Genomic DNA, 14443 nt, shown 5'->3' with positions numbered 1-14443 from the left:
AAGGACTTTGAGGAGAGGGCATGTCCCCGCGTACGAACGACAGCGCGTCGCAGGACGGACGTCCGCGCCCCGACGAGGGGGCTCCCGAGGCCGACGGGCACGAGATCGTCGGGTCCGTCGCCGACTCCGCCACCGAGCCCGTCGCCGACTCCGGTGCCCGGCCCGTCGCCGAGTCCGGTGCCGGGTCCAAGTCCGAGTCTGGTTCCGAGGCCAAGTCGGAGTCCGGTGCCGAGTCCGGTGCCGCGTCCGGCGGCGTCGCGCCCTTGCGCGAGCCCGTCCGGGGGCGGTTGCTGCGGCTCACCGCGTGCGCGGCCGCGCTGGCCGTCGCGTTCACCGGGTTCGCGATCGCGCTGGGCGCCCGGGACGACAACGGGACGGTCGCTCTCTCCTCCTCGCCGGGGCTCCCGGCGGCACAGCTCGCGGGCGGGGACCTGGACACATCGGTCAAGGCGTTGCAGGCCCATCTCAAGGACCAGCCGCGCGACTTCGGCTCCTGGTCGACGCTCGGCCTCGCCTACGTGGAGCAGGCCCGCACCAAGGGCGACCCCTCCCGCTACCCGCAGGCCGAGAAGGCCCTGAACCGTTCCCTGAAGCTGCGCCCGGACAACGACCCGGCCCTCGCCGGCCTCGCCGCCCTCGCCGCGGCCCGGCACGAGTTCGAGGACGCCCTGCGCTACGCGGACCGGGCCCTCAAGGAGAACCCGTACAGCGAACGGGCGTTGTGCAGCCGGATCGACGCCCTCGTCGAACTCGGCCGCTACGACGAGGCGTTGAAGGCGGCCAGGCTCGCCGACACCCGCCGCCCCGGCATCCCCGTGTTCACCCGCTACGCCTATGTGCACGAGCTGCGCGGCGACGTGAAGACCGCCCGCCGCGTCCTGCGGCAGGCGCTCGACTCGGCGGTGACGCGGGGCGACATCGCCTACGTGGCCACCCAGCTCGGCCAACTGGCCTGGAAGCAGGGCGACGTCAAGACGGCGCTCGACGACTACGCGCGCGCCCTGGGCGCCGACGACACCTACCTCCCCGCCCTGGAGGGCCGCGCCCGCGCCCAGGCCGCGAGCGGCGACACCACCGAGGCCGTCCGCGGACTCGAACAGGTCGTGTCCGCCTATCCGCTGCCGGGCCCGCTGGTCCTCCTCGGCGAGCTGTACGACGCGAAGGGCGACAAGTCGGCGGCCCGCGACCAGTACGCACTGGTGAACGCCTACACCGCGATCGCCCGCGCCAACGGCGTCAACGCCGACCTTGACACCGCGCTCGCCGCCGCCGACCACGGCGACCGGAAGGCCGCCCTGCGCGCGGCCGAGGCGGAGTGGAAGCGCCGCGAGACGGTCCACACGGCGGACGCCCTCGCCTGGGCGCTGCACGTCAACGGCCGCGACAAGGAGGCCCTGCCGTACGCCCGGCGGGCCACCGCTCCCGGCTACAAGGACGCCACGTTCCTCTACCACCGGGGGATGGTCGAGTACGGCGCCGGCGAGAAGAAGGCCGCGAAGGCATCCCTCGAGGCGGCACTCGATCTGAACCCCGGCTTCGCCCCGCGCGGCGCCGCCGAGGCCCGTACGACCCTGAAGGCTCTGGAGGCCAAGTGACTGCCCCTCGGCGCCTGTTCGCCTCCTGCGCGGCGGTCCTCACGGCCGCCTGCGCCCTGGTGCTCGTGCCCAGCGGAACCGCCAGCGCGCACCCGCTCGGCAACTTCACCGTCAACCGGTACGACGGGCTGGTCGCCGCCCCCGGGCAGCTCAGGATCCTCCATGTGGAGGACCTGGCGGAGATCCCCGCCACCCAGGCCGAGCCCGCCATCGAGCGCCGGGGCAGGGCGGGGTGGGCCCGTGAGCGGTGCGCGACGGCCGCCGGGGACACCGAGGTGACGGTCGACGGACGGGCCGTCGAGGTGACCGTCACGTCGAGCCGGGCCCAGGACCGGCCAGGCCAGGCCGGGCTGAAGACCCTCCGTGTGGAGTGCCGGCTGAGAGCCGCCCTGCCGGACCGGGCCGTCGACGTGCGCTTCCACGCCGCCGTGGACTCCGGACCCGGCTGGCGCGAGGTCACCGCGCAGGGCGACCGGATGACCCTGACCGGGTCGGACGTGCCGGAGGAGTCGGTGTCGGACCGGCTCACCGACTACCCCCAGGAGCTGCTCCAGTCCCCCGAGGACACCGCGGCCGCGTCCCTCCAGGTGCGGCCCGGCGGTCCCGCCCTGGCGGAGCGCGAGGGCGACGCGCCGGGGGCCTCGATCCTCCCGCGCGGCGCGGACCGCTGGACCCGGGCCCTGGACGACCTGGTCTCCAGCCATGACCTCACCCTCGGCTTCGGCGCGCTGGCCTTCGGCATCGCCCTGTTCCTCGGCGCGATGCACGCCCTCGCCCCGGGCCACGGCAAGACGCTCATGGCCGCGACCGCCGCCGCCCGCGACCGGGCCCGGATGCGCGATGTGCTCCCCATGGCCGCGTCGGTGACGATCACCCACACCCTGGGCGTGGTCGCCCTCGGCCTGCTGGTCCTCGCCGGCTCCGCCGCCGCGCCGTCCGTCATCACCTGGCTCGGCATCGCGAGCGGCCTCTTCGTGATGACGGCGGGCGTGACCCTGGCCCGCCGCGCCTGGCTGAACCGCAAGCTCACGCTGATGCCGGGGCACGGACATGGGCATGGACATGAGCACGACCACGGTCACGAGCACACGCACGACCACGACCACGACCACGACCACGGTCACACCCACAGCCATGGGCACGGGCACTCCCACAGCCGCGGCCACGAGCACGGGGGCGGCCACTCCCCCACGCACGACCACGCGCCCGAGCCCGAGCCGCAGAAGCAACTCGTCCTCGCCCACGCGCACGCGCACCCGCGCCCACACGGCGAGGCCCACGCCCACACCCACGAGCCCGAAACGGCCCCGGCCACGGCGCACACCCACAGCCACGGCACCGCCCACGAGCACGGCCACGACCACGGGCACCAGCACGGTCACGACCACAACCACGGCCATGAGCACGCACCCGACGCGGGCCACACCCACGACCACGACCATGGCCACGACGACACCCCCGCCCCCAAGCGGTCCCTGCTAGGCGGTGGTCTGACCCACACCCACGGTGGTTTCACCCACACCCACCCCACCGCGCCCACCCTGCGCGGCACGATCCTGCTCGGTTTCGCGGGCGGCATGGTGCCGAGCCCCTCCGCGGTGGTCGTGCTGGTCGGCGCGGCGGCGATGGGCAAGGCGTGGTTCGGTCTGCTGCTGGTGCTGGCGTACGGCATCGGGCTGGCGCTCACGCTGACCGCCGCCGGGTACGCCGTGGTGAAGGCGGGCGGCTGGGCCGCGCGCGTGATGGACAAGGGCCAGGGCCGGCTCGGCGGCCCCACCGCGGCGCTGGTCCGCCGCACGGTCCCGCTGGCGTCGGCGCTGCTGGTTGTCGCCCTGGGGGCGGGTTTGGTGTTCAAGGGGGCGGCATCCGCGTTCCTCTGAGCTACTTTTGGGGAGAAATCGCACGGAGTGCAGACGTCGCGCGGATGCGAATGATGGGGGATGTCCGTGTCCGAAGAACCGGGCAGTGAACGTGTGATCGCGGGCCGCTACCGCCTGCTGACCCCGCTCGGCCAGGGCGGCATGGGAACGGTGTGGCGGGCCCGCGACGAGGTGCTGCATCGTGAGGTCGCGGTCAAGGAGGTGCGGGCACCGGCCGGTATCCCGACGTCCGACGTCGAGCGGATGTACGCCCGGCTGGAGCGGGAGGCATGGGCGGCCGCGCGGGTCGCCAACCGCAATGTCGTCACGGTGTACGACGTGGCCGTGGAGGACGGCCGCCCCTGGATCGTGATGGAGCTGGTGCGCGGCCTGTCGCTCGCCGACCTCCTGGACGCCGAGGGCCCGCTCCCCCCGCAGCGCACCGCGCAGATCGGCGCCGAGGTGCTGGCCGCGCTGCGGGCCGCGCACGAGGCGGGGGTCCTGCACCGGGACGTGAAGCCGGCCAACGTGCTGATGTCCAACGACGGCCGCGTGGTCCTCACCGACTTCGGCATCGCCACGGTGGAGGGCAGCTCCGCGCTGACGATGACCGGCGAGGTGATCGGCTCGCCCGAGTTCCTCGCCCCCGAGCGGGCGCTCGGCCGGACACCGGGGCCCGAGTCGGACCTGTGGTCGCTGGGAGTGCTGCTGTACGCCGCGGTCGAGGGCAACTCCCCCTTCCGGCATGACACCCCGCTGAGCACGCTGCGTGCGGTCGTCGACGAGGAGTTGCCACCGCCACGCCGGGCGGGCCCGCTGGCCCCGGTGATCGAGGGGCTGCTGCGCAAGGACCCGGCGGAGCGGGTCCCGGCCGAGCAGGCCGAGCGGGACCTGCGGATCATCGGCGCCGGGGGTACCCCTTCCAGCGCCGACACGGCCGGGGCCACCCCGTACGCCCCGACGGTGACCACGTCCCCGGCCGGGGGCGGGCCGACCCGACGGGACACCAGAGGGTACGGGGGCCCGACGCCGCCGTACACGGGCCCGGCGGCCGTGGCGACGGGCCCCTCGGCGGTGCCCGCCGGTGCGCAGGGACGCGACCGGCGCGCCCTCGTCTTCCTGATCGCGGGTATCGCGGCGCTCGCCCTGGCCGTCGCGGGGCTGACGTACGCCTGGGTCAACCGGGACGACGGCGGGGCCGACGGCAACACCACCAACGGCGCGGGCACCACGGGCGGCGGCGACGGACGGACGAGCGGCGGCGGTACGTCCGACGAGCCGAGCGACGAGCCCACCACCGAGGACGACGCGCCCTCCGACACCCCGGACGACGGTCCGACGACCAGCAAGCCGCCGGCCCAGTCCGTGAAGGTGGTGGTCGCGGGCGAGGCCACCCACTACTCGGGGGCCTGCCCGCCGTCCGAGGGCGACGCCCCGCGCTTCACGGCGACGTTCACCGTGGGCCGGGTGCCCGTGGAGGTCGAGTACCGCTGGGTGACCGCGAGCAGCAAGGCGCCGGACACCGAGTGGAAGACACTGTCGTTCCCGGAGGGCGGCGGGAAGAGCCGGCAGGACCGGATCGTCGTCACGACCTACGCGGCGGACACGACCTACGAGGACGAGATCACCGTCGAGGTGCGCGGGCCGGTGCGGACGACGTCCAACTCCGTGGCGTTCTCCGTGACGTGCGAGAAGGAGCCCCCGACCACGGGCGGCACCCCCTCGGACTCGGGGGACCCCGGAGGCTCGGACGACGAGGCCGGGGCCTACGGCCGTGCGGTGGAACCGCGGGCGTAGGGCCGGTCGTTCGGATCACGCCCGAGCCCTGGACAGGAGTTGACCGGGCCGGCCCCGGGGAGCGGGGGCCGGCCCGGTCGACGCGCTCCGGGCGTGCTCAGCGCGTGTTCAATGCGTTGTCGGTGCGTTGTCAGTGCCTGTTCAGGTCGTGCTCGTGAGGGCCCTGGCCGGGGTCAGGCCGCGTTCCTGAACACCGGCAGGTAGCCGCCCGACTGCCCCGCGGCCTTCGGGTGGTACGAGTCGCCGATGTTCAGCAGGTTGAGGCTGTTCAGCCAGGCGTCGCCGGAGCACAGTTCGTGCCCGGTGAAGACGGAGCGGACGTCACCGAAGGTGAATCCGTGGTCGGCGGCGCGCTTGGCGATCGCGGTGTTCAGGTAGTCGGCCGCGTTGTTGATGGCGGACCGCTTCGTCTGGGACAGCCCGGGGCAGGTGCCGCCCAGCTGGTAGAAGCGGGGGTAGCCGAGCACCACCACATGGGCGGCCGGTGCCTTCGCCCGGACGGCCGAGTACACCTTGTCGAGCTGGCCGGGCAGCGTCGAGTCGACGTACGCCTTGGCCGTGTTGATCCGGGAGACGCAGGAGCTGTCGGACTGGAGCACGCACGTGGTCATCACGTCGGCGAACCCGGCGTCGTTGCCGCCGACGGAGAGGGACACGAGTCCGGTTCCGGCGCCCAGCGGGCCGAGTTGACTCGCCAGAACATCACCCGTTCGGGCGCCCGAGCAGGCCGTGAAGTCGAAGGAGGAGGGGGAGTTGGCGGCGGCCCAGAGGTACGGGTAGGCCTTCGTGCTGCGCTTGCAGTCGCCGCTGGAGGAGAGGTAGCTCCCGGCGCCGACACCGGAGGAGTAGGAGTCGCCGAGGGCCACATAGCCGGTGGCGGCGGCCTCTTCGGACGCCTGCGCCGCCGCGGTCCCGGTCAGGGTGGCGGCGACGGCGAGGAGGAGTGAGGTCGTGAAGACCGCAAATCGGGAACGTCTCATGGAACCTCCCTTTAGCAGGATCTCTGTGTCAACTGTCGTAGCAACTACGCGTGTTGATCGGAAGTGTCCATGTCAAGACTTTCAGGCCTCGATCGACCCAAAGACACCTCGGTCAACTCGCGTTCGATTGCGTACATGTGACGTACACATGACAAGACCGCGACTCCCTTGTGCCGCGCTTGTGCCTCCAGCACGCTGCTGGGAGCCGTGAGCGGAACGCGACGCTCCCGGTCGTGCGTGCGATCCCGCACACCCCCCACAGACGCACGCCCCCCACCTGGCGTGCGCCGCCCATGAGGAGGACTCCCTCGTAATGGCACACCTGCGCAGCAAGAGGATCCGCGTCACCGCCGTCACCACCCTGGCGACGGCCGCCCTGTTCATCGGCCCGACCGCGCTGCCCGCCCAGGCCGCCCCCGCCGAGGGCACGGTGCTCGCGGCGGACTCCCCCACGGCCGTCAAGGACAGCTACCTCGTCACCCTCAGGAAGAACACCGGTCTCAAGGCCGCCTCCAACAAGGGCAGGAGCCTCATCGAGGAGTACGGCGGCACGGTCGAGCGGACCTACCGGTCCGCGCTCAACGGCTGGTCGGCCGAGCTCTCGGCGGCCGAGGCGAGGAGACTGGCCGCCGACCCGGCGGTCGCCTCCGTCGAGCAGAACCAGATCCTCACCGCCGACGCCACCCAGACCAACGCCCCCTGGGGCCTGGACCGCTCCGACCAGGCGTCACTTCCGCTCTCCGGCACGTACACCTACCCGGACTCCGCGGGCACCGGTGTGACGGCGTACGTCATCGACACCGGCGTCCGCGTCACCCACTCCCAGATCAGCGGCCGGGCCACCAACGGCTACGACGCCGTCGACGGCGACAACGTGGCGCAGGACGGCAACGGGCACGGCACCCACGTGGCGACCACCATCGCGGGCTCCACCTACGGAATCGCCAAGCAGGCGAAGATCGTGGCGGTGCGGGTGCTGAACAACTCCGGCTCGGGCACCACGGCCGGCGTCGTCGCGGGCATCGACTGGGTGACGGCGAACCACAGCGGCCCCTCGGTCGCCAACATGTCGCTCGGCGGCGGCGCGTCCGCGGCCCTCGACACGGCCGTCCGCAACTCCATAGCCAGCGGCGTGACCTACGCCGTCGCGGCCGGCAACAGCAGCGCCAACGCCTCCTCGTACTCCCCCTCCAGGGTCACCGAGGCGATCACGGTCGGCGCGACCACCAACACCGACGCCCGGGCCAGTTACTCGAACTACGGCTCGGTCCTGGACATCTTCGCCCCCGGTTCGTCGATCACGGCCGGCTGGTACACCAGCGACACCGCCACCAACACCATCTCGGGGACCTCGATGGCCACCCCGCACGTCGCCGGCGCCGCCGCGGTCTACCTGGCCGGCCACCCCTCGGCCACCCCGGCCCAGGTCGCCACGGCGCTGACCGGCGGAGCCGTCACGGGCAAGGTCACCAGCCCGGGCACCGGCTCTCCGAACCGACTGCTCCAGATCGTCCCGTGACACCGGCCGGCTCCGTCCCGGTCTCCCGAGGCCCCCTGAGCGCCTGAGCCCCTGAGGTCTCCTGGCGCGGGACGGTCCGTCCGCACACGAGTTCCCCGGAGGCGCCCGCCGCCTCCGGGGAGTCCTCGTCCCCGGGCCCGGAGATCACCCCGCCGTCGCTTCTCCGCCGACCTCCCGCGCGAGCGCGCACCGTCGAGTTCCGCATCTTGACTGCCCCGCGCCCACTGAGCGACATTGAAGCCCGGCATCCGGCGCTTCGGGGGGCAAAGTCGCCAATGCAGACCTTGAGTACCAAGCCATCCCTGTCCGACAGCGGCGGGCCACTGCTCGCGGGCGTGGCCGCGGCCGTGGCGGGGACCGGCGCGGTGCTCGCGTTCGCCGACGCGGACTCGGTCCTGCGCGGCCCTTTCACGCTGTTCTTCCTCCTCGTCGCGCCCGGAGCCGCCATCGGGGCCGCGCTGCGCGGACTGGAACCCTTCGGCCGCGTCGTGGCGTCCGTCGCGGGCGCGATCGCGGTGAACCTCCTCGTCGCACAAGGCATGATCGCCACCCACTCCTGGTCGGTACCCGGCGGGATCGCGGCCGTGACCGCGATCAGCTCGCTCGTTCTCCTGCTGAGCCTGGTACGGCGCGTGCGCGGCCGTACGGAGAGAAGACGGACCTGAGACGTGGACATCAGCGTGTACCGCCCAGGCGAACTGAGCGCCGCCGACCGGGCGGCCTGGACCGCCCTCCAGTCGAAGGCACACCTCCACGGCGCGCCCGAGCTGGCGAACCCGTTCCTGTCCCCCGAGTTCGCCCTCGCCGTCGGCCGGTGCCGGCGCGGGGTGCGGATCGCGGTCCTGCGCGAGGGCGGTGAACCCGCGGCGTTCTTCCCGTTCCAGAGAACCCCCGTCGGGGTGGGCCGGGCCGTCGGCCTGGGGCTGTCCGACTGCCAGGGCGTCGTCCACCGCCCCGGATTCACCTGGGACGCCGAGGCGCTGCTGCGGGCCTGCGGGCTCGCCGTCTGGGAGTTCGACCACCTGGCCGAGGGCCAGACGCCGTTCGCGGACCACGTCACCGGGACCTTCCCGTCACCGGTCATGGACCTCGAACAGGGCTACGAGGCCTATCTGGGCCGGCTGCGGGCCGGCTCCCCCAAGTTCGTCCGCTCCACGCTCGCCAAGGAACGCAGACTCGGCCGCGCGGTGCGCGAGGTCCGCTATGTGCACGACGAGCGCGACCCGGAGGTCCTGCGCACCCTGATGGCCTGGAAGTCCGCCCAGTACCGCAGGACCGGTCGCAGCGACCGCTTCGCGCACCCGTGGATCATCCGGCTCGTCCAGCAGTTGTTCCACACCCGCTCCGACTCCTTCGCCGGCCAGCTGTCCGTGCTGTACGCGGACGGCAAGCCGGTCGCGGCCCACTTCGGACTCCGCTCCGAGCGGGTGCTGACCTGCTGGTTCCCGGCGTACGACCCGGCGTTCGCGAGGTTCTCGCCGGGACTGCTGCTGCACTTGCACATGGCGGAGGAGGGCGCCGCGGACGGGATCGCGTACCTGGATCTCGGCCGGGGCCAGAAGCAGTACAAGGACTCCCTGAAGACACGGGAGATATCCGTGTCCGAGGGGTGGGTCACCCGGCGTCACCCCGTGGCGCTCGGGCACCGGGCCCGTCGCGCCCCCGTCCGGGCGCTGCGGAACGCCGTGCTGGCCCGGCCGGAGCTGTTCGCGTCGGCGGACAGAGCACTGAAACGGATGGGGAGAATCCGGTCAGGAATGTAGCTAACGGACACAACAACAAAAATGTGAGGGCTCGCAGTAGGCCTTGCCATACGGGCTCAATCATCAATACCGTCTTACATCCACCCGCATCGGTCCGTCGACAGTGGTCCCAAGGGGAGGGCTCGAGGGGCGTGACGGTCCCGGCGCGGGGCGCGGTAGGGGGGTGCCGTGCTCGGTGACCGCTTCTGTTGCCGAGTCGTGCCGCGCGACCGACTGCCGAGTCGCGACAGTCGGCCGGCTTTGCCAGCTCACCCTGTCATGCACCAAGGGGTCGATACGGAGATCGATTTCGCGTGCCGTGGGTGAGAACCCCCCTTTCGAACCGGACACATAGCCGGACCGCCCAGGGGCGGGCGGTCCACCGGACGAGAGGGACCAGACTCATGAGCTCAGTTCTGCGCCCGGCGATATCCGATACCGACACGGCCGAGGAGCCCGAGACCATCACGGTCGCCTCGGGCAAGTACCGGCCGGTCTCCACCCATCTGGCCATCGCTCCGCCGGTGAGCGTGGTGATCCCCGCCATGAACGAGGCGGAGAACCTCCCGTACGTCTTCAAGACACTGCCGGACTGGATCCACGAAGTGGTCCTCGTCGACGGCAACTCCACCGACAACACCGTCGAGGTGGCCCGCGAGGTGTGGCCCGGCGTCAAGGTGGTGCCGCAGCAGGGCAAGGGCAAGGGGGACGCCCTGATCACCGGGTTCGAGGCGTGCACCGGCGACATCATCGTGATGGTCGACGCGGACGGCTCGGCCGACGGCCACGAGATCCTGTCGTACGTCTCCGCCCTGGTCTCGGGCGCGGACTTCGCCAAGGGGTCGCGCTTCGCCAACGGCGGCGCCACCGACGACATGACGCTGATCCGCAAGTTCGGCAACTGGGCGCTGTGCACGGTCGTCAACCGCAAGTTCGGCGCCCGCTACACCGACCTCTGCTACGGCTACAACGCCTTCTGGCGGCACTGCCTGGACAAGATCGACCTCGACTGCACCGGGTTCGAGGTCGAGACCCTGATGAACATACGGGTCGTCAAGGCCGGTCTGCGCGTACAGGAGATACCGAGCCACGAGTACCTCCGCATCCACGGGGCGAGCAATCTGCGGGCGGTGCGCGACGGGCTGCGCGTGCTGCGGGTGATCCTGAAGGAACGCTCCAACCGACGTGCGCTGCGGCGCCGTTCGCACGCGACGATGCTCGTCTCCGGCCGAGGAGAGGTGTCTTGAACGGACCGGCCGTCTCGGTCGTGATCTGCGCGTACACCGAGGACCGCTGGGAGGACATCCTCGCGGCGGTCGCCTCGGTCCGCGCGCAGTCCCGGCCGGCCCTGGAGACGCTCCTGGTGGTGGACCACAACCAGGCCCTGCTGGAGCGTCTGACCAGCGAGTACAAGGAACTCCGGGAGAGCGGCGAGGTCCGGGTGCTCGCCAACGCGGGCCCCCGCGGCCTGTCCGCCGGCCGCAACACGGGCATCGTCGCCTCGTCCGGCGAGATCATCGCCTTCCTCGACGACGACGCCGTCGCCGAACGCGACTGGCTGCGCTGGTTCGCCGAGGGGTACGCCGACCCCCGCGTCATGGCCGTCGGCGGCCGTACGGTGCCCGTCTGGGCGTCCGGCCGCCGTCCGGCCTGGTTCCCCGAGGAGTTCGACTGGGTGGTGGGCTGCGCCTACAAGGGCCTGCCCGGCGGGGTGGCCCGGGTCCGCAACGTGCTCGGCGGCAACGCCTCGTTCCGCCGTGCCGCCTTCGACGCGGCCGGGGGCTTCGCCACCGGGATCGGCCGCGACGGGGACAAGCACCCCCTCGGCTGCGAGGAGACGGAGCTGTGCATCCGGCTTTCCCGCGCCAGGCCGGACGCGATCCTGCTCCTCGACGACCGGGCGGTGATCCACCACCGGGTGCCCGGCGCGCGCGAGCGCTTCGGGTACTTCCGCGCGCGCACCTACGCCGAGGGCCTGTCGAAGGCGCTGGTCGCGCGGAGCGTCGGCGCCGACAAGGGCCTGGAGTCGGAGCGCCGCTACACCACACGCGTCCTGCCCGCCGGGGTGGCGCGCGGCCTGCGGGACGCGCTGCTCGGCCGCCGGGGCGGCGCGGGCCGCGCCGGTGCCATCGTCGCGGGGGTCACGGCGGCGGCCGGGGGGTACGTTGTGGGCAGCGTCCGGGCCTGCCGGGGGGATGTCACGTTCTCCGTCGGCGGGATCCCGGCCGGTGAGGGCGGCGAGGGGGGCTCGTCATGACGGAGGACGCCGTACCGGTCCTGATGTACCACGCGGTCGCCACCGCTCCGGGCGACGCCACCCGTGCCCTGTCCGTGGCACCGGAGGCGTTCGCGGAGCAGATGGCGGTGATCGGGGACCTCGGTCTCACCCCGGTCGACACGGCCACCCTGGCGGCCGGCTGGCGTTCAGGTCGCCCGCTGCCCGCCCGGCCCGTGCTGATCACCTTCGACGACGGCTACGAGGGCGTGCACCGCCATGCCCTGCCCGTCCTCGCCAAGCACGGCTTCGCGGCCTCCCTGTTCGTCTCCACGGCCTGGATCAAGGGCCCGTACGACGACGGCGGCGCCCTCGACACCATGCTCGACTGGGACCAGGTCCGCGAACTCGCCGACCACGGCGTGGAGATCGGCGGACACAGCCACACCCATCCGCAGCTCGACATGCTCGACGAGGACCGGCTCCGGTTCGAGCTGCGGCGCTGCCGGAGGATCGTCGCCGACGAACTGGGCGCCCCGCCCGTCTCGTTCGCCTACCCGTACGGCTACTCCAGCCGCCGGGTGCGGATCGCGGTGCGGGAGACGGGGTTCGCGCAGGCGCTCGCCGTCGGCAACGCGCTCGCCCGGCGCCGGCAGGGCCCGTACGCGCTGCGGCGGGTCACCGTGCGGCGTTCCACCGGCGCCGAGGAGTTCGAGCGGCTCGTCGAGGGCCGCGCCGTCGCCCGCGGCTTCGCCCGGGACCGTGCCCTGACCAAGGGGTACGCCATGGTCCGAAGAGCACGACAGGTGGGAAAGGCCATCCGTTCCCGTGTCTGACACGACGACCACCACGGCCGGGCAGACCGACACCGGCACGGCGGACACCACCGGGCCGCGGCCCGGCCCCGCCCGCCGGCTGCGGCTGCCCGGCCTCGGCAGAGGGGCCGGCGGCAACCAGCTGTTCCGCAACGCCTACGCCCTGATGCTGAACACCGGTATCTCGGCCGTGCTCGGCCTCGGCTTCTGGCTGGCCGCGGCCCGGTACTACACCGAGGAAGCGGTCGGGCAGGGCTCCGCGGCGATCGCCGCGATGAAGCTCCTGGCGGGGCTGGCCGCGCTCACCCTGACGGGGGCCCTCGCCCGGTTCATCCCGGTCGCGGGGCGCGGCACGGGACGGCTGGTCTTCCGTACGTACGCGGGCAGTTCGGTGGTCGTGGCGCTCGCGGCGGGAGGGTTCCTGCTGACGCTCAAGCTGTGGGGATCCTCGTACCGCTTCCTGCACGACCCGCGGGACGCCGTGTTCTTCGTGCTCGCGGTGGTCGCCTGGTCGCTGCTGACCCTTCAGGACGGGGTGCTGACCGGGCTGCGGAGCGCCCTGTGGGTGCCCGTCGGCAACACCGTGTTCTCCGCGGTGAAGCTGGTGCTGCTGGTGGTGTTCGCCGCGGCCATCCCGACCATGGGCGTGTTCGTGTCCTGGGTCGCGGCGATCGCGGTGTCCGTGCTGCCGCTGGGCTGGCTGGTGTTCCGGCGGCTCGTCCCCCGGCATGTGAAGGCGACCGAGGGCCGGGCCCACCCGCCGTCGCTGCGGGAGATCGGCCGCTTCCTCGCGGGCGACTACACCGGCTCGCTGTTCTCCCTCGCGGTGGTCTACCTGGTCCCGGTGATCGTCGCCGCCCAGGTCAGCTCCACCGACAACGCGTACTTCTACATCACCACCACGATCGGCGGCACGGTCAACCTCCTCGCCATCAACATGGGTGCCTCGCTGACCGTGGAGGGCGCGCACGACCCGGCGCGGCTCGCGGCGAACACCCGGGCCGCGCTGCGGCGGATGGCCCGGATCATGCTGCCGGTGTGCGGGGTGCTGTTCTTCGGGGCGCCGTGGATCCTCGCCGTGTTCGGGCCGGGCTACGCGGACGCGGCGACGGGGCTGCTGCGCTGGTTCGCGGTCGGCGCCGTGCTGCGGGTGGTGATGGAGACGTACTTCGCGGTGCTGCGCGCCCAGAGCCGTACCGCAGGACTCGCCTGGTTGCAGGGCCTGCTGTGCGCCCTGGTCCTCGGACTGACGCTGCTGCTGCTCCCCCGCATGGGACTGCTCGGCGCGGGGGTCGCCGAGATCTCCAGCCTCGCGGTGATCGTGCTGATCGCCGCGCCCCGGCTCTGGCGGATCGTCCGCACGGCACCGCCCGCCGCGGTCCCCGAGGACGCGGCGCCCGACGGCGACCTCGCCGACCTGGGCCGGGTGGCGACCACCGCGAGGAAGGAGAGCGGTGCCTGGTCCCGGAGGCTCGACTCCGACACCCTCGCCCTCGGCCTGCACCTCGACTTCGACCACATGGAACGCCGCCCCGACGTACGCCCCGGCCCCGGCACCCCGCCCGCAGGAACCCCGGCCGTCCGCAAGGACCACCGGCCGGCCTGGGCCCAGGACCGGCCGACCAGGCCGCTCCACCTCAACCGGCCACCGTTGCCCGGACGGCCCGCGGACGGGGAGGCCCGCCCGGTCGACGACAGCGAGGGCGCCGCACGGGACGCGGCCGCCGTACCGGCGTCCACGGGAGCGGAGGCCGCCGGGGAGCCCTACGTACAGGAACCGGCACCGCGGCCCGTCGGCACGCCGCCCGCCCCGTCCCCGGCGCAGCCACCGCCGCCCGTGCCCCGCCGGGAACGGCTGCCGCGCCCCACCCGCGCCGGTGTGCTCCTCGGCTGCCTCCTGACCGCGGCGCTGCTGCTGTAC

Annotated in this window: 11 protein-coding genes; 10 read left to right on the top strand and 1 reads right to left on the bottom strand. The window is 72.9% G+C overall.

Going from position 1 to position 14443, the window contains the following annotated elements:
* The first annotated feature begins 20 nt into the window (after window positions 1-20).
* From AOK15_RS23465 to AOK15_RS23455, 3 genes are read left to right on the top strand one after another with little or no spacing between them, the layout of a single operon-like run.
* The gene (locus AOK15_RS23465) at window positions 21-1595 is read left to right on the top strand and encodes a tetratricopeptide repeat protein (protein ID WP_055520042.1); all 1575 of its coding nucleotides are present in this window, start codon (window positions 21-23) and stop codon (window positions 1593-1595) included.
* Complete coding sequence (locus AOK15_RS23460) at window positions 1592-3475, top strand: nickel transporter (protein ID WP_055520040.1); 1884 nt, start codon at window positions 1592-1594, stop codon at window positions 3473-3475. The genes AOK15_RS23465 and AOK15_RS23460 overlap by 4 nt, the downstream gene beginning before the upstream one ends.
* Before the next feature lie 60 nt (window positions 3476-3535).
* On the top strand, window positions 3536-5251 hold the full coding sequence (locus AOK15_RS23455) for a serine/threonine-protein kinase (RefSeq protein ID WP_055520037.1): 1716 nt from the start codon (window positions 3536-3538) through the stop codon (window positions 5249-5251).
* A gap of 173 nt (window positions 5252-5424) precedes the next feature.
* Here AOK15_RS23455 and AOK15_RS23450 read toward each other — a convergent pair whose 3' ends face one another.
* Window positions 5425-6231 (bottom strand): SGNH/GDSL hydrolase family protein, encoded by an 807-nt coding sequence (locus AOK15_RS23450; protein WP_055520035.1) that lies wholly within the window; start codon window positions 6229-6231, stop codon window positions 5425-5427.
* Window positions 6232-6544: 313 nt separating this feature from the next.
* Here AOK15_RS23450 and AOK15_RS23445 point away from each other — a divergent pair, with 313 nt between their 5' ends.
* The 7 genes from AOK15_RS23445 to AOK15_RS23415 form a co-directional block, all read left to right on the top strand.
* The gene (locus AOK15_RS23445; RefSeq protein ID WP_055520033.1) at window positions 6545-7750 is read left to right on the top strand and encodes a S8 family peptidase; all 1206 of its coding nucleotides are present in this window, start codon (window positions 6545-6547) and stop codon (window positions 7748-7750) included.
* Window positions 7751-8025: 275 nt separating this feature from the next.
* Window positions 8026-8415 (top strand): hypothetical protein, encoded by a 390-nt coding sequence (locus AOK15_RS23440; RefSeq protein WP_055520032.1) that lies wholly within the window; start codon window positions 8026-8028, stop codon window positions 8413-8415.
* Window positions 8416-8418: 3 nt separating this feature from the next.
* The gene (locus AOK15_RS23435; protein WP_055520030.1) at window positions 8419-9513 is read left to right on the top strand and encodes a GNAT family N-acetyltransferase; all 1095 of its coding nucleotides are present in this window, start codon (window positions 8419-8421) and stop codon (window positions 9511-9513) included.
* Between the two features lie 383 nt (window positions 9514-9896).
* Window positions 9897-10739 (top strand): glycosyltransferase family 2 protein, encoded by an 843-nt coding sequence (locus AOK15_RS23430; protein WP_055520028.1) that lies wholly within the window; start codon window positions 9897-9899, stop codon window positions 10737-10739.
* On the top strand, window positions 10736-11749 hold the full coding sequence (locus AOK15_RS23425) for a glycosyltransferase family 2 protein (protein WP_055520026.1): 1014 nt from the start codon (window positions 10736-10738) through the stop codon (window positions 11747-11749). The genes AOK15_RS23430 and AOK15_RS23425 overlap by 4 nt, the downstream gene beginning before the upstream one ends.
* Complete coding sequence (locus tag AOK15_RS23420; RefSeq protein ID WP_055520024.1) at window positions 11746-12543, top strand: polysaccharide deacetylase family protein; 798 nt, start codon at window positions 11746-11748, stop codon at window positions 12541-12543. Before AOK15_RS23425 ends, AOK15_RS23420 begins: the two co-directional genes overlap by 4 nt.
* On the top strand, window positions 12536-14443 hold a 1908-nt coding region (locus AOK15_RS23415; protein ID WP_478078814.1), incomplete at its 3' end, for a lipopolysaccharide biosynthesis protein. The genes AOK15_RS23420 and AOK15_RS23415, both read left to right, overlap by 8 nt.

It is taken from the genome of Streptomyces ossamyceticus (genome assembly GCF_001418475.1).
Lineage (GTDB): Bacteria > Actinomycetota > Actinomycetes > Streptomycetales > Streptomycetaceae > Streptomyces > Streptomyces ossamyceticus.
This window is presented reverse-complemented; position numbering and strand designations above follow the sequence as displayed.

What these genes read in the sequence shown, in the direction of transcription:
- AOK15_RS23465 (WP_055520042.1), top strand. Translation starts at nt 21, where the DNA reads ATGTCCCCGCGTACGAACGACAGCGCGTCGCAGGACGGACGTCCGCGC.
- AOK15_RS23455 (WP_055520037.1), top strand. Translation starts at nt 3,536, where the DNA reads ATGTCCGTGTCCGAAGAACCGGGCAGTGAACGTGTGATCGCGGGCCGC.
- AOK15_RS23450 (WP_055520035.1), bottom strand. Translation starts at nt 6,231, where the DNA reads ATGAGACGTTCCCGATTTGCGGTCTTCACGACCTCACTCCTCCTCGCC.
- AOK15_RS23445 (WP_055520033.1), top strand. Translation starts at nt 6,545, where the DNA reads ATGGCACACCTGCGCAGCAAGAGGATCCGCGTCACCGCCGTCACCACC.
- AOK15_RS23440 (WP_055520032.1), top strand. Translation starts at nt 8,026, where the DNA reads ATGCAGACCTTGAGTACCAAGCCATCCCTGTCCGACAGCGGCGGGCCA.
- AOK15_RS23430 (WP_055520028.1), top strand. Translation starts at nt 9,897, where the DNA reads ATGAGCTCAGTTCTGCGCCCGGCGATATCCGATACCGACACGGCCGAG.
- AOK15_RS23420 (WP_055520024.1), top strand. Translation starts at nt 11,746, where the DNA reads ATGACGGAGGACGCCGTACCGGTCCTGATGTACCACGCGGTCGCCACC.